This is a genomic window from Paenibacillus sp. BR2-3, from assembly GCF_046529485.1.
Classification (GTDB): Bacteria; Bacillota; Bacilli; order Paenibacillales; family Paenibacillaceae; genus Paenibacillus_AQ.
In genome coordinates, this window is the sequence record NZ_CP126311.1 from 3,015,200 (window position 1) to 3,033,199 (window position 18,000).

The 18,000-nt window shown below is 42.4% G+C and carries 15 protein-coding genes and 2 pseudogenes; 4 read left to right on the plus strand and 13 right to left on the minus strand.

Annotated features, from left to right (window positions below):
- Positions 1-26: 26 nt before the first annotated feature.
- From PaeBR_RS14265 to PaeBR_RS14275, 3 genes are all read right to left on the minus strand, one after another.
- Positions 27-296: a PTS sugar transporter subunit IIB gene (locus PaeBR_RS14265; protein WP_410511240.1), complete on the minus strand. Its 270-nt coding sequence runs from the start codon at positions 294-296 to the stop codon at positions 27-29.
- Positions 293-2,359, minus strand: a complete 2,067-nt coding sequence (locus PaeBR_RS14270; RefSeq protein ID WP_410511241.1) for a BglG family transcription antiterminator — start codon at positions 2,357-2,359, stop codon at positions 293-295. The genes PaeBR_RS14265 and PaeBR_RS14270 overlap by 4 nt, the downstream gene beginning before the upstream one ends.
- 246 nt (positions 2,360-2,605) lie before the next feature.
- Complete coding sequence (locus PaeBR_RS14275; RefSeq protein ID WP_410511242.1) at positions 2,606-3,583, minus strand: LacI family DNA-binding transcriptional regulator; 978 nt, start codon at positions 3,581-3,583, stop codon at positions 2,606-2,608.
- Positions 3,584-3,710: 127 nt separating this feature from the next.
- Between PaeBR_RS14275 and PaeBR_RS14280 the strand changes: the two genes are divergently transcribed.
- A complete protein-coding gene (locus PaeBR_RS14280; RefSeq protein WP_410511243.1) occupies positions 3,711-5,126 on the plus strand; it encodes a glycoside hydrolase family 1 protein in 1,416 nt (471 codons plus the stop codon).
- 84 nt (positions 5,127-5,210) lie between these two features.
- Here the strand turns inward: PaeBR_RS14280 and PaeBR_RS14285 are convergent, their stop codons facing one another.
- Together PaeBR_RS14285 and PaeBR_RS14290 are read right to left on the minus strand one after the other, a co-directional pair.
- Complete coding sequence (locus PaeBR_RS14285) at positions 5,211-5,405, minus strand: ketopantoate reductase family protein (RefSeq protein WP_410511244.1); 195 nt, start codon at positions 5,403-5,405, stop codon at positions 5,211-5,213.
- Positions 5,406-5,878: 473 nt separating this feature from the next.
- On the minus strand, positions 5,879-6,466 hold the full coding sequence (locus PaeBR_RS14290) for a hypothetical protein (protein ID WP_410511245.1): 588 nt from the start codon (positions 6,464-6,466) through the stop codon (positions 5,879-5,881).
- A 146-nt stretch (positions 6,467-6,612) separates the two neighbouring features.
- Between PaeBR_RS14290 and PaeBR_RS14295 the strand changes: the two genes are divergently transcribed.
- Entirely contained in the window at positions 6,613-7,479 is an 867-nt protein-coding gene (locus PaeBR_RS14295; RefSeq protein ID WP_410511246.1) for an AraC family transcriptional regulator, read from the plus strand.
- Between the two features lie 289 nt (positions 7,480-7,768).
- Here PaeBR_RS14295 and PaeBR_RS14300 read toward each other — a convergent pair whose 3' ends face one another.
- From PaeBR_RS14300 to PaeBR_RS14320, 5 genes and pseudogenes are all read right to left on the minus strand, one after another.
- Positions 7,769-8,617: a M56 family metallopeptidase gene (locus tag PaeBR_RS14300; RefSeq protein ID WP_410511247.1), complete on the minus strand. Its 849-nt coding sequence runs from the start codon at positions 8,615-8,617 to the stop codon at positions 7,769-7,771.
- The gene (locus PaeBR_RS14305) at positions 8,607-9,041 is read right to left on the minus strand and encodes a BlaI/MecI/CopY family transcriptional regulator (RefSeq protein ID WP_410511248.1); all 435 of its coding nucleotides are present in this window, start codon (positions 9,039-9,041) and stop codon (positions 8,607-8,609) included. Before PaeBR_RS14305 ends, PaeBR_RS14300 begins: the two co-directional genes overlap by 11 nt.
- A 492-nt stretch (positions 9,042-9,533) precedes the next feature.
- Positions 9,534-10,976, minus strand: a complete 1,443-nt coding sequence (locus PaeBR_RS14310) for a UDP-N-acetylmuramoyl-L-alanyl-D-glutamate--2,6-diaminopimelate ligase (RefSeq protein ID WP_410511249.1) — start codon at positions 10,974-10,976, stop codon at positions 9,534-9,536.
- A gap of 283 nt (positions 10,977-11,259) precedes the next feature.
- Positions 11,260-11,493, minus strand: a pseudogene (locus tag PaeBR_RS14315) (zinc ribbon domain-containing protein); the annotation flags it as partial.
- A 171-nt stretch (positions 11,494-11,664) separates the two neighbouring features.
- Positions 11,665-12,690, minus strand: a complete 1,026-nt coding sequence (locus PaeBR_RS14320) for a C39 family peptidase (protein WP_410511250.1) — start codon at positions 12,688-12,690, stop codon at positions 11,665-11,667.
- 291 nt (positions 12,691-12,981) lie between these two features.
- Between PaeBR_RS14320 and PaeBR_RS14325 the strand changes: the two genes are divergently transcribed.
- Positions 12,982-13,188: a hypothetical protein gene (locus PaeBR_RS14325; protein ID WP_410511251.1), complete on the plus strand. Its 207-nt coding sequence runs from the start codon at positions 12,982-12,984 to the stop codon at positions 13,186-13,188.
- A 127-nt stretch (positions 13,189-13,315) separates the two neighbouring features.
- On the opposite strand, the pseudogene PaeBR_RS14330 reads toward PaeBR_RS14325, so the two are convergent.
- The 3 genes and pseudogenes from PaeBR_RS14330 to PaeBR_RS14340 all read right to left on the minus strand — a co-directional run bounded on the left by PaeBR_RS14330 (position 13,316) and on the right by PaeBR_RS14340 (position 17,211).
- Positions 13,316-15,397, minus strand: a pseudogene (locus PaeBR_RS14330) (heavy metal translocating P-type ATPase).
- A 178-nt stretch (positions 15,398-15,575) separates the two neighbouring features.
- Positions 15,576-15,716 (minus strand): hypothetical protein, encoded by a 141-nt coding sequence (locus PaeBR_RS14335; RefSeq protein ID WP_410515299.1) that lies wholly within the window; start codon positions 15,714-15,716, stop codon positions 15,576-15,578.
- A gap of 160 nt (positions 15,717-15,876) precedes the next feature.
- The gene (locus PaeBR_RS14340) at positions 15,877-17,211 is read right to left on the minus strand and encodes a D-alanyl-D-alanine carboxypeptidase family protein (protein WP_410511252.1); all 1,335 of its coding nucleotides are present in this window, start codon (positions 17,209-17,211) and stop codon (positions 15,877-15,879) included.
- Positions 17,212-17,247: 36 nt separating this feature from the next.
- Between PaeBR_RS14340 and PaeBR_RS14345 the strand changes: the two genes are divergently transcribed.
- A complete protein-coding gene (locus PaeBR_RS14345; RefSeq protein WP_410511253.1) occupies positions 17,248-18,000 on the plus strand; it encodes a response regulator transcription factor in 753 nt (250 codons plus the stop codon).

The following is an 18,000-nucleotide window of genomic DNA, read 5'->3' on the forward strand; positions in this document are numbered from 1 at the left end:
AAGCCTCCCCATTTTCGGATAAATTTTTATGCCAGATGCGGTTGCAATTTGGAGGTAATCTCCGGGATACTCATCATATTTTCCAGGGTAACGATCGTGCGGCTTCCATCATCCAGTTGTCCCATAATATCGGCTGCTCCGAGGAAAATATCGGCCTGCACGGTTCTGGCGGATGTCAGATCGGTATGATCGACCTCTGCGGTCTTGCCCATTTCCGTCAATGCCTTCTTTACGTTGATCTCCATAATAAAGCTGCTACCGAGTCCGTTTCCACAAACCACCATAATCTTTTTCATACTGTTTCCTCCTTCGAATATTTATGAATGTAATCCAAAATGACTGACTTATCCTGACTCTGCAAAATATCTTCAATATTGGACGGTTCACCAAGCAATTGCGATAACTGCACCAAAGCACGCAAGTGGGATGACCTGTCGGCAGCAGCCAATACAATAATCAACCGGACCGGTTTATTCGGGCTGAACTCTACCGCTTCATCCAGTCTCAGCAGACTCATGGATAGAGACAGGACGCCCTGATCAGGACGTGCATGGGGAATGGCTACCCCTGGAGTAATGACAACATATGGCCCGTTCGCTTCTATTGAATCAATCATGGCCGCTACATATCTTTCTTCAATGGTCCCCATTTCAACTAGAGGCCCCGCTGCGATTCTTATCCCTTCTCTCCAATCGGAAACGCGGGACACAAACTGAATCGTTTGCGCTGTGATTAATTCTTCCAACACTGGTTTCTCTGCCCCCTCCAAGGAATGTTTATTTGTCTTTTGCGCATGCGTGTAGATATGGGATTGGAGAGCATTTTCAAGTTGGCCAGGTTCATGAATCGTTGCGTATTGAGAAATAACTTTTAACAACATCTCAACATCCAGGTTCTGCGTGGTATAACCGTACAATTCATGCATTACTTGCTGACGCAGCTTTTGCTTGTCTTGCATCTCCAAAATAGGGGGTACTACAAACAGAGTTGCTTTCGTTCTTAAATGCACTGTTGAAAATACTAGATCATAGGATAAGGCATAATTGGCCGCATCCCTAACAGATAAAGCATCTAAGAAAAGAATATCAGGGAACAATTCACGTAAGGTATAGACTAAAATATTGCTTATTCCAATCCCGTTTGCGCAGACTACAATCGCACGCTTCCGATCATCCAGTGTAGTTCCCTGCCGGCGGAGCCATCCCCCGAAATGGGTCGTAAAGTACGCCACTTCACCTTGCGGAACCGGATAGCCTATCGCTTGTTCTACCGGCTTCAAGGATTTTTTCGTGAGATGATACAGCTCGGGATACACCTTTTGAATTCGCTCTTTCAGTGTATTGATATGAGAGCTGCGATACAGAATACGGTAATATGCAGGCCGAAAATGAACGTAAAGCTGCTGGTAGAACAATTCCTTTTCATGCAAATTTACACACGCCAGCCGCTCGAACTCGTCCACGATTTCCCGGATTAGTTCCTGTATCACATTATCCTCTTGCAGAAGTGAGATATCTCTCGTTCGGTTCATGCTGAGTAAATGTAAAGTCGCATACAGGCATTCCGTTTGATTCCATACCGATTGGAACATGCTATTCTGCGTCATCCGCTCGACAATCTTGTATTCCTTGGTAGAAATGAGCGGTTCCCAGCTAAAATTGGAGTGCAGAGTTTCGCCTTTTCCAATGAGCTGATCGGTACAGACAAATAAGTAAGTCAGTTCCTGGAGACGTTCATCCGTAAAAGCAATCCCCAGTTCCCTCTCCGTCTGCTCCAATTGCATCTGTACCGAGAGAATTTGTTCTTCGCGGTCTCCCCATATGCATTGGATAATGAGATGGTTGCTTGCACTGTGCAATACATCGTGTATGAGTTGTTCGATCATATATCTTTTGTTATTGCTGTCGCCTTGTATAAAGTAGCCGTCTTGCTTGGAATATTTAATTTGCAGCTGGCGCGGCTGCATTTTTTTCTTAAGCCTCTGTAAATCTTTCAATACGGTATTGCGAGATACACCTGAAATGGATTGAAAGTGATAGACAGACAGTGGCTCTTGGCTGAGCAGAAGCATCAGATAGAATACCCTTTCACGATCCGTCTCAGAAAACACATAAGTGCGTTTAGTGAGTTTTTCCGGCAACTCCTCCTCCCCGATTTTATCAGTCAAATAATAACCAACTTTTCGGTCAAAGCCGATCGGTCGGTATCCATGGGATATCAGCCAGTCATTGGCTTTGCCTATACCATATTGGAGTTGTCTTCGAGTCAGACCGGTTTGTGATTCAAGCTCGGCCATGTTCACAACGGATGATTGTTGTAATAACCGCAGCAAGCTGGCACTTCGTTCATCTAAAACCATCCTATTGTCCTCCCCTGCCTCTACAATACATCACGCTATACGGAAACTGTATTGTTTTTGGGTCCGTTTATTGTTGTAACGTCTGCACAATAATATACGCTATATAAAATGAACTGGGTTTATCATCGAAAAAAGCAGGTTCACAACATTGCCCAAAAGCAACGTTATGAACCTGCTTCATGTAATACCGGAATGGCACCGCAGCAGAACAAAAATAAGCAATTCTACATTTTTACAATTTACAGCTCACGTAGTCGCCCTCTTAACCAGACAGTACTGCAGCTTCTTCTGTTCCCCTTCCACTTCCGAGGGGTTCAGCTTACTAAGCAGCAGATTGAAAGCATTTTGTGCCTGAGCGGCAATTGGATTATGAATGGAAGTTATACCCAAAGTATGTGCCAGCTCCGTATTGTCAAAGCCAACGACAGCTAATTCCTCCGGAACCTTCACCTGCAATCTGCGGGCTTCGCTCAGAATGCCTGCCGCCACCAAATCATTGGAGCACAGGATTGCATTGGGCCGTTCTTTTGCATTCATCAGCAAATCCCGGACCAGCTGTTCACCTTCACGAATGGAATAGATGCCAGTGGGCGACCACTGGGGGTTTATAGGCAGTTCGTATTTTTTCATGATGTCTTTATAAGCAACGAACCGGCTGAGTGTATTCATACTGCTGGGCCTGCCGAATGCGTTGGCAATGCGGGTATACCCTCGTTCGATGACATGTTCGAGCCCCAGCATGTATCCGTCATATTGATTCATGGCGACCGTAGGAATCTCCGGGAGTTCCATCCGCTGCCAGGAGACTATAGGCCCATATTTGCAATAGGAGCCTAACAAAGCTTGATCATTAACACAAGTGCTAATGACCAGTGCATCCACTCTTTTTCTCCTCAAATCCTCGAAAGCCCGCAGCTCTTTCTTCGAATCACCACCGGAAGTATAGATAATCGTCTGATATCCATTCTGACTGGCCGTTTCCACGAAGCTGTTCAGGAAAGGCAGCATCACTTCATTGATGCCCTCCGTACACAACCCTATCTGCAAGGTCTGCCCTTTGGACAAGGAGACGGCATTCCCATTGGGAACGTAGTCCAGCTCCTTCATGATCGCCATAATTTTATCCCTTGTCAGCTGACTCACATGGGGGGAGTGATTCAGAACTCTAGATACGGTTGCTTTGGAAAATCCAGACAGCTTGGCAATTTGATCAAGATTCGACATGATGTTTCTCCTTATATCAAAAAAAATACTTGACATGTAACGCGTTACAACATTTAGCATTCACTTGTAGGTCATAATATTAGCTTACCATAAATCATTCAACAACTATAAAAAGGCGGGATAACGTATGAGCGTAAAATTTCCTGAAGGTTTCTTATGGGGCGGCGCAGTAGCGGCGAACCAATGTGAAGGCGCATATAATGAGGATGGCAAAGGCTGGTCTACCCAGGACGTTGCTCCGGAAGGAATCAGAGGCCCCATTACCGAGGTCCCTACCGAAAATAATATGAAGCTGGTCGGCATTGATTTTTACCACCGGTATAAAGAAGATATCAAGTTGTTTGCCGAAATGGGCTTCAAGGTATTCCGTACCTCCATTGCCTGGTCACGGATATTCCCGAACGGCGATGAGCTCGAGCCCAATGAGCAAGGCCTGCAATTCTATGACGATCTGTTCGACGAATGCCATAAATATGGCATTGAGCCGCTAGTTACCATTTCGCATTACGAAACACCGCTGCATTTGTCCAAGCACTATAATGGCTGGGTAAACCGTGAATTGGTCGGCTTCTATGAGCGTTATGCCAGAACGCTATTCACACGCTATAAGGATAAAGTAAAGTATTGGCTGACCTTTAATGAGATCAATTCCATTCTGGAAGAGCCATTCATGAGCGGCGGCATCTATACTCCGAAGCAGGAGCTCAGCAAACAGGACCTCTATCAAGCCATTCACCACGAGTTCGTAGCAAGTGCACTGGCTGTGAAAATCGGACATGAGATTAATCCGCAGGCTAAAATTGGATGTATGGTTCTCAGCATGCCGACCTATCCGCTCACACCAAACCCGGATGATGTCATTGCTGCAATGGAAACCGAGCACAAGAACTACTTCTTTGCCGATGTGCACGCGAGAGGCGTTTACCCTGGCTACATGAAACGTTACTTCAGAGAACATGGCATTAAAATTCATATGGAGCCTGGCGATGCGGAGATTCTGAAGCACACAGTAGACTTTATCTCCTTCAGCTATTATGTAAGCATCTGTGAAACTGCAGACGTCAGCAAACGCAAACAAAACAAAGACGACCTGTTCAGCGGTGTGGCCAATCCGTACCTGAAAGCCAGTGAATGGGGCTGGCAGATCGATCCGCAAGGACTGCGCTATGTAATGAACATGTTCTACGACCGCTACCAGAAGCCGCTGTTTGTCGTAGAGAATGGACTTGGTGCCAAGGATGAGCTGATTACGGGTGACAATGGCGAGCCTACAGTCGATGATGATTACCGGATTGAATATTTGAACGATCACTTGGTTCAGGTAGGTGAAGCGATCGACGATGGCGTTGAAGTAATGGGCTATACGACTTGGGGCTGCATTGATCTGGTGAGTGCTTCTACCGCACAGCTCAGCAAACGTTATGGCTTCATTTATGTGGACCGCCACGATGACAATACAGGTACCCTTGAGCGTTACCGCAAGAAATCTTTCCACTGGTACAAGGAAGTCATTGCTACCAACGGCCAAAGCCTGCAGCGTTAAGCCCGAAGAAATTCAACGATTCGGACATTGCAGATAAAAATCCGCAATATCTCCATGATCGAGAGACTTGCGGATTTTTTTTGATTATCGGTTCGGTTTATACTGCTTGCTTATGGAACGTGTTCTTTTTCTGCCATCGAGCATCTGGAGCACTAAGCCATTCTGTAATTTTTCACTCTTATTGGGTCTGACATAATGAATGATTTCTGTACCGGATTCACTTAATGCTTGTCCGTAAATGCTTCCGATTACTCCCGCACCAAAAATTAAAACTTTCATATAAGCACTTCCTTCATTCATTTATTCAATAAAGAAATTCTGCTCATCTATATAAAGGATGAAGAAAAAGACAAACAGAACATCTACAACTATTTCGGTCTCTGTCCGTTATTCCCTCCTTTAATCGACTATAATACTATAGGCCTCTATTCTGGGAACCGTTGTACATATCATGATTTACTCTAACATTACATATATTGCTCATTTCCAGTAAAAAAATTGCTATTCTATCAACTTATTTGCTAATATAATCTCAATCTTGCTGTTCTGAAAGTCTATTCAATTATTAGCTTCAGGATGATCTATACCTCGAATAAATATGCGAAAGGATCACTGGGGTTCATTTGATTCTTCACATTCTTAATGGGATGAGACGAGGTAACGAGACTTGCTGATATCAGTATTGTTGCGCAGAGAAAGATCCAAATCAACAAACCTAGAACTACCCACATATGGACACACTCCTTAAATTGTTAGTTGTGTAACTCCCAACTTTCTACGCCTAGCAGCTTTCGACCTAAAGAGCTAAGAAAAACCGGCTTTGTTTGATCTTTAATAAATTGTTCTTCCCGTTGTTTGGTTAAGATAAGATTTTCCTCTTGGGCAGGAATATAACGCAATCGCAGCCAGTCCGAATCATTCAGTTGCTGTACACTAAACCGCTGTGAATCAATAATTAATAAATCTCCAACGTCCGCTTCGAAAGTTGTACTAAGATTATTTTCTATGGATCTCAAACTCCCAAGGACCTTATTAACCGCAAGTAAACCGAATACGCCATCTGGTTCAGTATTGAAGAAATCTACCCAAAGACGGGAGTTGTTCAACACTTCTGAAAATGCAGAATACACTAATGGCCTCATTCGAATATCCCATATATATTGATGTTGATTGAAAGTTCCTTCCAACAACGGGCTGTCCAATTGTTCCCTCCAATAAGAGAAACGTAAGGCATAGAACTTTGGAACAGCTTCACGAATCAAGACATATCCATCGTCTTCCTTCCATTTTTCTTGAAGTTCTTGATAAGATCGAGTATTCAACAAATCACTTCCATTCATTGTAGTGATTGTGTCTGGCCTTAAATAAATGTTACATCCCATCCGTATTAGGAACAATATTGCTTCTTGCTTTCTTTTCTAAATTAATTATATATATTGCTATCAAATCATAGAGTTATTGCTCACGCGTGAAAGAAGGTCTAAATATGCACGAAGAAATTGACACTAAACAAATAAAATCAATTCAAAGGAAACCTAATTGCCACCTTCTGTATGCTGGTAAAGTGAGTGATAATCCGTATTGGAAATTCCCCAGCCATAAACATGATGATTTGCATGAAATCGTCATGCTTCAGCAAGGTGCAGGCGAGTTTATTATTGATGGTCAAGCCTATACTGCGGGGGAAGGGGACATTTTGATTTATAATCGTGGAATTCTGCATGAAGAACGTTCTTTTCCAGATCATCCTCTTTTCACATATTATTGCGGCTTCAACTTCCCTAGTCTGGCAGTAAGTAACAATGATTGGGTTGTACCACTTGACCGTGAACCTGTAATTCGCGCAAACCGCTATTCGGACGGACTTGCTTCCCTAATGAAATTGCTGTTCGAAGAATCATCTGTACAGGATGTAAACTTTCATTACATTTCTCAAAAACTTCTGGAAACGATTCTTGCACTAATCGAGAGAATGTTGCGTTCAGAGGATAAAGTTTCGGAAGCTGTTAAAGGAACTCTTGCAGAGGAAGTCAAGGACTACCTTGATAAAAATTTCACTCAAAACTTGAGTCTGACAGGTATTGCTGAAAAATTTCATATTAATCCTTATTATTTATCCCATCCTTACAAAAATAGCTACGAAATTTCACCCATTAATTATCTGATTCATCGACGTTTAGGGGAAGCGACAAGGCTGCTTGTCACAACTAAAATGAAAATATGGGAGGTTGGAAAAATGGTCGGATATGAAAACCCCAATTATTTCTCCATTCTATTTACTCGAGTAATTGGCCAGTCTCCCAAGCAATTTCGGGACAGCCATCAAAAGAATTTATTCTATCAGAAAGACTAAGCTAATAAACAGCGCTTCTTTACACAGTATTGGCATTTTACCATCGATACTGAGCACCAAGTACTTCTCACGGCATGAATCACCATTACCCAAGCCGGAACCTTGATATCAGGTTTGACAGCAGCCATCGCCCATAGGACTCACTGATAAAATAAGCTGGGTGGCTCCCCCTCACCAGTAACATGCAGCCATGACATTTACCTAAGCTATATTCCTCTTTCAGATAATTAATGGATTTGCATTATTTGTTATACTACAATATGTAGTTTAAAGATGCTAAAGGAAGCGGCTAACTGCAGCCGCTTATGATAATAACATTCAGCAATACAAAAAGAGTTGACGACATCGCCAAAGGTTTCATTTCCAATACAGGGATAATAATTTCACTCTTCGGTTGAAGAAGCTTTTGAATGCGATAATTAATTGCCTTATCAGCGAAACCCACCCCTACTACGCTTTTTTGTTCGCTCTTGGAGCATTTATAAAGCACACTGGCTAAATCATATGGGGATTTCATTTGATTAATTGCAAACTGATCTGCTTCTATTTCCATCCATACTTGAATATAATGAGCAAGCTTTTTTAAAATAGGTACAAACGGTAGACTATCCTTGATAAGATGAATGATCAGTAAGCGGAGCGGATCAAACTTTTTAGTATGGGCGTACTCGTGTAGTATAACAGCAGTTACTTCTTGCTCTGTGAAATCTTGAACCAGTTTTGAAGAAACTACAATCTTCGGTCTGAAAAAACCTGATGTAATCGCTAAGAACGAATTGTGATGAACGACGATGATACGGTCCTCTATAAATTCATATTTTTCATGAAGTTGTTTGGTTAATGAATGATCGCATTGGAACTGAACTTGAGTATTCCACTGTCTTTCCAGTTTTATTTGTTTATACAGCTTTATAATGATCATCATAAAGCTATATAAAATCAACAGATTCAGTCCGATGAAAACTATTAGATGTAGTACTGTCCTTTCCGCCAAAGCAGAAAGACAATATTGCAGTAATCCCCATGTTGGAGAATAACCAACAAACTCATGTAGGATATACAGGGTCATTTGACTCCATATGAGTAAACTAACGATGATCATCAAACATTGGGCTGCTTGATACTTCTTAATGATCATTTTCACTAGCACCTTTACGCCACTGTTCCAAGCGAGCCTCCAGCAGCAGCATTAGTCCGGGATCTGCCTCCTGAACAGCATCTACCATATGGTTTACCATCAGGTCACCGAAATCATGTATAAAACCCTCTGTGACAATCCGTGTTTGTTCATCAATAAAGGCTTCTTTACTTTGGACTGATTCAAAGTAGCTTTGTCTAAATCTTCCTTTACCTACCGTTGTTTTCTTCAGATGCCCTTTTTCGATAAGTCGGTTCATCACTGTCATCACAGCGTTATAAGATAGTACTTCCTTGAGAAGAGACTGTACTTGTTTCGTAGTTACTTTTGAGTTAGCCCAAATAATATCCATAATTTGAGCTTCAAGAGATCCAAAAAAACGGTTTAATCCTACTCCTTCTAAATTGATACGCTTAACTGACATGCTTCTCATCCTTCTCTCCAAAATAGTGTTGTAACATCACGCGACCAGTAGGGAGATTGTTCGAAAGTTTATTTCCCCAGAACATCATCAGAATGACCAATAAAACAAATAAAACCATTATCCATTTCGTTATACTAGGACCATACATTCCTTGCCTTCACCTCTTTTATATACTACACATTGTAGTTAAATTAATCTGTACAGTCAATTACTGCGAACTCTACGCCGAGGTGGGTAAGCTCACCATTCAATTGGCTCTAAAGTAGCCTAGAGAGATCGCTAGCGGGATACTCTTCTGCGTCTCTCTCAATAGTCTGTATATACTTGTGCGCTTCATCTCCTGTATCCAGATTTCCAAACACTTTTTTAGCATAAGGTTTGAGAGCAAGGTGATTATGAACTACGGGATCCACCGGGAGAATAATGCAAACCGCCTTTCTCTCTCCCACTTGAAAGTTGTTGCACAAAGTGTATTACCCTTTTAAGCATATTTCAAGTCCGTATGAGGTATTTAATTGTTTCTCGATCTGATGTACATGGCAAAGCAAACGATTGATCATAAGCCTCTGTCCCCTTGCCGGTAATAACAACAATATCGCCTGACCGGGCGAGTTCCCATGCGAACTCGATAGCTTTAGTACGATCCTCGATTACTACACAAGTGTCGAGTCCATAAGGACTGGCCATCTCCCTTAGCTCAGTTAACAATTCATCCGCTATTGCGCCCTTTAAGTCATCCAAGGTTAAGATAATCAAATCACTCAAACCTGTCGAAATGTCAAACATGGGCTGGCGTTTGGATTGGTCCCCGTTTCCTCGGAAACCGAAAATATGAATAATTCGTTGGTCTGTAAGTCCCCGAACAGTTTTAAGAAATTGAAGAAGCCCATCAGGAGTATGAGCATAATCAATGATGCATTCTGCCCCTCGAGGGTGTTTATACATTTCAAACCGTCCTGGGACACCTGGGAAAGTCTCAAGGGCTTTTTGAATGGTCAAAGGATTCACACCCATGCGCCGAGCTGTAAGCCAGGCTGCTGATGCATTCCACGCATTGTACACCCCTGAAAGGGGGAGGCTGACGGTATAGTTTTCTTGCCCATTTTGAATATCAAATTCTAGTGGAGAGGCCGATATTACACGTGTAATCTGTAGTTGGTCAAGAGTAGCTTCTCCAAAAGTATGAACGGGAGATCCTTCCGTCAACAGCTGGTCGCTTAATCTTTTCCCCCATTCACATCCACTGGATACAATAGCTTCGCCATAGCTCTTCATTTGTTTAAATAAGCGGGCTTTCGTCTCAAAGTACTCTTCTAACGTATGGTGATAATCAAGGTGATCATGAGTGAGGTTAGTGAATACTGTAAAGTCATAACCAATGGCACCGATCCTCTCCTGATCGATTCCATGAGATGACACTTCCATAATAACAACCTGATCATGACTGTAATCCAGCCATTGTTGCAATTGAAGAGCATCAGGGGTTGTTTGTGTAGATTGAATTTCCTCTCCATTTATTTGTTGGCAAACAGAACCTATTAATGTACAGGAAACACCAGCGGTTTCCAGTATATGGCGAAGCATATGGGCAGTTGTAGTCTTACCGTTTGTACCAGTAATACCAACCATAATATGCCTGCGCGAAGGATGATTATAAAAAAGACTGGCGATCTGGGCTAAAGCCAACCGAGCATTCGAAACTCGAAAATACGGGACCTCCAAATCAGACATATGCATTTCACCCACCACAGCTGCGGCTCCAGCCTTAATGGCTTCTTTAATGTATGTGTGCCCATCAAGGTTCTTACCCGGTATAGCGACAAACAGATCCCCCTGCTTTACTTTACCAGAATGAAACTGGATTCCCGGAATATGAATGTCAGGGGTAGAAGTGGAATCGGGCACAATGGTTTTAAGGGCTGAGTGTAAATTCATAAGTGCTCCTTCTAGCTTTTTGTTGTAGTATGATATAGGAAAAATATAAACAGAGCATCCAGTGTAGACTTGCCTTGTTTATTCTAAGCATCCGACAAGAGTCTTATACAAACCGTTCAATGTCAATGACTCCCGACTAAAGTCGCGAGCTTGTAACGACCCAATAGTCCAAGCGGCGGTAGACGCCTCCTATCTTTTTTCGCTTGGTACACGCGTGGTGTTACATCTGTAAGCCAAGGCTTACGCGGGAAGATTGACAGCTCCCCAGCGGCGAAAGCGCTGCTTACGCCGTTTCTTCAGCGATGTACTGGATTCCAAGGCGCTGAAGATTCATGCCGCCAATGCGGTCATCGTTCGATTGATAACGGCAATTTTGGCAGCAAAACACATGTTTCTTTTTATTGCGGTTTTCTTTGGCCGTGTGCCCGCACATCGGACACGTTTGCGAGGTGTACTTAGGATCAACGGCGATCACTTTAGCCCCCCGGAACTGCGCTTTGTACGTGATCACGAAGCGCTTGGCTACCTACCATCGAACAGCAGATCATTTTTTTACGAAAACTCACTTTTTTCAGGAGCAACTAGTTAGCATCCTTTTATGTGAAATGCGTGAAGTTGCCTGCGTGTCTATGATATTAATCATGAAAAACAAGAAAAAACACTCCCCATGGAATACTTGATATAGCAATTAAGTCGTTTGATCTTCTACATAGGTAATGGCTTGTTTACCCATCTGTTCCCAACCTTCTTGAAATGAACGAATGGGAATTTTTCTGTTTTTGATATATGCGAGGGGATCATTAAAATATATGAATGTTTCGTCATACCCCGTTATTAAGACGGAATGTTCTTTATATGTAATGCTGACCTGGCCAGTTGGCGTCTGCCACGTTTCAAACAATGAATCAGATAATCGCGAAAAGTTAGTGTTGACGATAACCCATACGGGTATCCCATAGTCCAAGCTGTACAGGATATCCTGGAACTCACTTCCGGTCATATCAATGATTTGATCCGGCATGTACAGTTCAACCAGTTCTCGAATCGGTCCATGATACACCCCATATCCTGGATTCGAAAAGCTGTACATATCACCGACAAATCCGTCGTAAGGATTTCCGAAATAGGTGACTCCGTCCCTTTTTTCGTAAGGGGTCGGATCCCTTTTAATCTGAGCTGCCAGCTTCATTTTGTCCACTTTGACACCAGCATACTGCAAAAGCATAGTCAGGCTTGTCACTTCACAACCTCTGGGGAGCTCCGGCATTTGAGAGATTAATGGAGCATCGATTATGTTTGTTATAGGGGGGATGTTTATATTCTCCCATACAGGGGATGTTCCTTGATTAAAATATATTTTAGTATCTCTGAATTTTTTGGCATAACGGACTGCTTCTTGGAACTGAGCAAAGTCCGCGATCATTTTTTCAGTTTGGTATACCGTGAAGTCATCATAATTGTTCCAATACAACTGTCCATCCAGCTTGCTTCGTACAGAGGCTTGCTTTAAAGATTTAGCATACGCTATGGCTCCGTCAATAGATGCAAATGAGGTTTCTAGATTGTTTTTAGAATATACGGTAAATTCATGACCTATATCTTTTTTGGCAACTTCATATGGTTCGTCTACATTAAAAAAGGACAGGATCAGTACTAAAATAATCGTCCATAGGAATCCGACCCAAGTTAAAACAATAAACTCTTTCTTCTTCATGACCTCTCCCCTTTGTATGAGTGATCTGATATATTTCCGTCATACCAAATCCACAAAATATTTGAAATCCTATACTGCCGAAAGAGTAGGCGAACTCGTTATGCTACCTGCATGGGATTTCAGCACATACGAAACGGATGCCCCCAAATTTCATCTATCCACGAAACAAAGAATCCAGGAGTCCAACCAAAGACCATAACATGGCCATCGTCAGGAATACCGAAGGAATAATCCCTATAACACTGATGACCACATTAAGCGCAATGCTGAGAAGGTATGTATTATGCATTCATGCCTAAAAGGCTGAATGAGCCGGTCAATAGCTCAAACAGTCTTTTAGAATCTGTTTTGATTAGTGATTCATCCCTGGCGATTCATCCCTGGCATATTGCCCATGTCCATGTCGCTAAAGTTATTCGTATTAAAGAAAGAACTGCAACCAACACTAAAATGTTAATTCCACAGGAGCAATGGAAATCGAGTAAGGGGAGCGGTTAGCCCCCGTTTTCTCACACCACCGTACAAGCGGGCCCGCTTACGGGTGTTCCAAAAGGTTTAAAAAGCTCCAGCAATAACGGCTAGATGAGAAAATAAAACAAACATTCTAAGGAAGTAGTCTTTTCCCTTACACTTTCAAAAGCTTTGCATTTATGGCTACAACAATTGTACTAAGGGACATTAGTACGGCTCCTATAGCAGGATTTAAGAGGATCCCGACACTGTACAATACACCTGCCGCCAAGGGTATAGCAATAATATTATACCCGGTTGCCCACCATAAATTTTGGATCATCTTGGCGTATGTTTTCCTGGATAACTCAAGAATGGAAACCACATCCTCCGGGTCGCTTCTAACCAGAATCACATCTGCGGTTTCAATGGCCACATCGGTCCCCGCCCCTACCGCAATTCCGAGATCGGCTTTCGCCAACGCAGGAGCGTCGTTTACCCCATCACCAGTCATGGCAACCCGCAACCCACTATTTTTAATTTCCGCGATTTTTTTCGACTTTTCATGAGGTAGAACCTCGGCGTAAATCTCTTCTATTTGTAGTTTTTTACCAATCCATTGTGCAACCTGTTTGTTGTCACCAGTCAGCATAATGGATTTGATGCCCATTGTTTTTAATTTGTCTACCGCCCTTTTTGCACTTTCCCTGGTTTGGTCCGCTAAAGCGATCATACCTGCAAACCGGCCGTCAATGATGGCAAAAACAACCGTTTTTCCTTCAGAAGCAAGTCTCCGATAATGTTCTGCGGGATATTGGACTTTCTCCTGATCCATGTATCACGGGCTGACCACCTTGACCTCCTTCCCACTAACGACACCTTTAAGCCCTTTTCCTGTCATTGCCTCGAATGATTCCGGACTAGATACTGTAATTCCGCGTTTTTTAACTTCATCCACGATGCCTTTAGAAATAGGGTGTTCGGACTGGGATTCGAGAGAACCTATATAGCTCAATATTTCCTCTTCCTTATATCCATTTGCTGGAAAGATATCGGTTATGCCGAATTTACCTTGTGTCAGCGTTCCCGTTTTATCGAATACGACCGCTTTTAACAGTCGGGCCTCTTCAAATGCCGCACGGTTACGGACCAGTAGTCCTTTTTTTGCAGCTAAAGAAGTCGAAGTGGATACAACAAGAGGTATGGCAAGACCCAGAGCATGTGGACAGGCAATAATCATAACGGTAACCATCCGCTGCATGGCGAAATCGAAACTATAGCCCAGAGATAACCAGACAACCAAAGTGACCAAACCTGCACCAAGCGCCATATAAAACAACCACTTCGCCGCACGATCCGATAGGTTCTGTGTTTTCGATTTAGATTCCTGTGCTTCTTTGACCAATGAAATAACTTGGGACAGATAACTTTCCTCCCCGGTATTCTTAACCGTGACGGTCAAAGCGCCCTCCCCGTTTACAGCTCCTCCAATTACGGAGTCCCCCGGTTGCTTGGTTACTGGGACGGATTCACCCGTAAGCATTGATTCATCCAGGGAAGATTGACCATATTCAATCACTCCGTCAACAGGAATACGTTCACCCGGTTTGATCAATATTTTTTGCTCTGGCTTTAAATCCGCCACACTAACCTCCTTGACAGCCCCACTGGAGGTAAGGAGATGAGCCTCCGAGGGAATGAGCTTCACTAGTTCTTCAAGCGCATTAGATGCACCCAAGATAGACTTCATTTCCAGCCAATGGCCCAACAACATAATGTCAATTAGGGTAGCCAGCTCCCAAAAAAAATCAACATAGGTTACTCCAAAGATGATTAACGAACTGTACCCATACGCCACAACGATGGCCAGCGAAATTAGCGTCATCATGCCCGGAGCCTTTTGTTTAAGTTCACGATATGCTCCCACTAGGAAGGGCTGTCCGCCATAGAAGAAAACAAACGATGACAATAGAAACAGCAACATCGAGTCATAAGGAAAACGCCAACTCACACCGATAAACATTTGAATCATTGGCGACAGGATCAAAATCGGGATCGTGACAATAAGACAAATATAGAAACGCTTCTGAAAATTCTTAACATGATGACCGGCATGTTTGTCAAGACCATGTGAGCCATGCTGGTGAGTCGATTCATTACGGGCCCTGACATGATGATGCATGTGGCTGTTGTGATGATCAGTGCTTGACACCTGATTGTTAATAGATTTAGTTTTGCTTGTGTGGTCTTGGTTCATTAAAACATTCACCTCTCCGAATCATCTTATTTTTCAGACAAGGGTAAACCTTCATAACTACCAAACCAAAACATACCGCCTTTTTTCCTTCATCCCCGCCAACTTGGAGTGCATTTAATACCACAGACACAGAACTGAGTGCCATTGCGGCTCATATAAATAGCGTCAGGGATACTGTTCAGGTCACCGTTCCGACCGCCATGCCGATATCAGCCATGGCCACTCTATGCCCCTGTTCCTGGAGTTTCTTTACTTCTTCCGCTTTGCCTTCTGGCAGCACCTCCGCCAAAACCTGATCAATCCCCCGCCTGCTTCGCAATTGCAACGGCTCGTTTTTTGTTTCTGGAAAAATTGAATGTAATGTAACTCAGCGAAGAAAATTGTTGAAAAACTACATAATGTAGTTAATAAGAGATTTAAATGTTATACTGTTTTTTGTTAAAAAATATTTTCACAAGGAGTTCTTCGAAAACAAATAATTAAAACAGACCGACGATTTCTTTAAAAAAAGATATTAGAAAATTGCCGATTGATTGAAGTAATAAACGAAACCAGTGTGCTTTCTCGATATCATTACTTGATACTAAGTTAACTGTAGCCACATTTATTTCAGCATTTTCATTTTTGTAAGTAACTGTTGCGGTAGCTAGAATAGTTCCTTGTTTCACTGGAGCAACCAATTTGCTCTTATCCAGGGGTTCAGCTTTTATTTCCAGCTTTGGTGTAGTGCCTTTCTCAACTATGAACTTCAAGTCGTTTGCCGTTTCCAAGGTTACTTCTTTTTGTTTACCTTTAGAAACTTTCAATGTTTTTAATGTTTCTATTTGTGATTTTCCTGGTAAAACCGTTTTTAACTCAAAACGATTAAAGCCGTAGTCCAACAATTTTCTTGTTTCTACAAACCGCTCAGATTCTGAACTGGTTCCCATTACTACACTTATGAGTCGAACACCGTCACGTACAGCCGTTCCAGTAAAACAATACCCTGCCTCATCTGTGTAACCGGTTTTCATACCATCCAAACCCTGATAAGCAAAGCTTCGCAACGATGGTACGTCTTTATTGCCTTCGAGCATCCAGTTATAATTGATTATCGGTTTTTCGTCTCGCTGTCTAAATTGAAAAGATGGTAGGCTGGAAATTTCGAAAAAATCGGGGTGTTCTTGTTGAATCGCTAGTGCAAGAATAGCAGCATCTCGAGCAGACATGACAGTTTCACCTTCTATGCTCTGAGGACGATCCTGAATTTTCATATCACTACGGCCTAATCCAGTCGCATTAATGAAATGTGCGGTGCTCAACTTAAGCCTTATCGCTGTTTCATTCATTTTTTTCGCGAAGGCTTCTTGTGTACCTGAAATATGTTCTGCCAGTGCAACGGTAGCATCATTGGCTGAACCGACTGCCATAGCAGTAAAGAGCTGCCTAACAGTATGCTTATCACCAGCAGCCAAAAACACTTTTGATCCGCCGGTGTCTTGCGCATTTTGGGAGGCGACTACTGTGTCTTCCCAACTAAGTCTTCCATTTTTAATTTCATCTAATACAATATACTCTGTCATCATTTTGGACATACTAGCTGGAGGATAGGCGACATCTGCATTAGATTGATAAAGAATTTGTCCGGTGCTTACCTCCAGAAGAATGGCGGACCTCACCTCCAATTGTATACCCTTACCGTTTACGCTGGAAGAAGGAGTCGATTCTTCTCCTGAAGCAATTGGTGAAAGTAGAAGAAAACTCATACCTAAAAATAATAATATCAAAGACCTAATTTTTACTGTTTTGCGATGATTCCTTTTCAATGCGTTCACTCCTATTCATAACAATAGATAAAAGAGGTGTCTTCCATGTCGACCTTAGCGTTTACACAAGAAAAAAATAGGACAATCCTAATTGTCGACGACGAACAACCGATGAGGGAGCTTCTACAGCTTTATTTATCAACAGATGGTTATCATACCGAAACAGCAGTCGACGGTGAAATCGCTATGACATTAATTAGGCATAAAAAATACGACTTAGTTCTTCTCGATCTCATGATGCCGAAACTGGACGGGTTCGATGTTTGTAAAGCAATTAGAAACGTATCCAACGTTCCGATCATTATGCTCACCGCCCGTGAGGACACAATTGATAAAGTTGTTGGTCTGAAATTAGGTGCCGATGACTATATGACCAAGCCTTTTGAACAACAGGAACTGTTGGCGCGGATGGAATCGATTTTTCGAAGAGAAAAGTACTTGCAAGAAGATATGCCAGTTGCTAATCAACCTATCGTTTCAAATCAAAAGATTGATTATTCTTATGATGATCTCCGAATGAATATCCAAACCCACCAGGTATTTTACATGGAACGAGAACTGTCACTAACTCCTAAAGAATTTGCCATTCTTCGATTATTTCTATCTAATAAAGGAAGGGTATTTCATCGGGAAGATATGCTCGAATTGTTATGGAACAATCGCCCAGTTAATGATGATCGCACTGTGGACACTCATATTAAAAACCTAAGAGATAAGCTGTCACAAGCCGGCATTCCCGGTCAGGATGTTATTAAAACCGTATGGGGAACGGGATATATTTGCAATGAAACGACTTAA

What these genes read in the sequence shown, in the direction of transcription:
- PaeBR_RS14295 (WP_410511246.1), top strand. Translation starts at nt 6,613, where the DNA reads ATGCACGAAGAAATTGACACTAAACAAATAAAATCAATTCAAAGGAAA.
- PaeBR_RS14345 (WP_410511253.1), top strand. Translation starts at nt 17,248, where the DNA reads ATGTCGACCTTAGCGTTTACACAAGAAAAAAATAGGACAATCCTAATT.
- PaeBR_RS14305 (WP_410511248.1), bottom strand. Translation starts at nt 9,041, where the DNA reads ATGTCAGTTAAGCGTATCAATTTAGAAGGAGTAGGATTAAACCGTTTT.
- PaeBR_RS14310 (WP_410511249.1), bottom strand. Translation starts at nt 10,976, where the DNA reads ATGAATTTACACTCAGCCCTTAAAACCATTGTGCCCGATTCCACTTCT.
- PaeBR_RS14280 (WP_410511243.1), top strand. Translation starts at nt 3,711, where the DNA reads ATGAGCGTAAAATTTCCTGAAGGTTTCTTATGGGGCGGCGCAGTAGCG.
- PaeBR_RS14270 (WP_410511241.1), bottom strand. Translation starts at nt 2,359, where the DNA reads ATGGTTTTAGATGAACGAAGTGCCAGCTTGCTGCGGTTATTACAACAA.
- PaeBR_RS14285 (WP_410511244.1), bottom strand. Translation starts at nt 5,405, where the DNA reads ATGAAAGTTTTAATTTTTGGTGCGGGAGTAATCGGAAGCATTTACGGA.
- PaeBR_RS14265 (WP_410511240.1), bottom strand. Translation starts at nt 296, where the DNA reads ATGAAAAAGATTATGGTGGTTTGTGGAAACGGACTCGGTAGCAGCTTT.
- PaeBR_RS14300 (WP_410511247.1), bottom strand. Translation starts at nt 8,617, where the DNA reads ATGATCATTAAGAAGTATCAAGCAGCCCAATGTTTGATGATCATCGTT.
- PaeBR_RS14320 (WP_410511250.1), bottom strand. Translation starts at nt 12,690, where the DNA reads ATGAAGAAGAAAGAGTTTATTGTTTTAACTTGGGTCGGATTCCTATGG.
- PaeBR_RS14275 (WP_410511242.1), bottom strand. Translation starts at nt 3,583, where the DNA reads ATGTCGAATCTTGATCAAATTGCCAAGCTGTCTGGATTTTCCAAAGCA.
- PaeBR_RS14325 (WP_410511251.1), top strand. Translation starts at nt 12,982, where the DNA reads ATGCCTAAAAGGCTGAATGAGCCGGTCAATAGCTCAAACAGTCTTTTA.
- PaeBR_RS14290 (WP_410511245.1), bottom strand. Translation starts at nt 6,466, where the DNA reads ATGAATGGAAGTGATTTGTTGAATACTCGATCTTATCAAGAACTTCAA.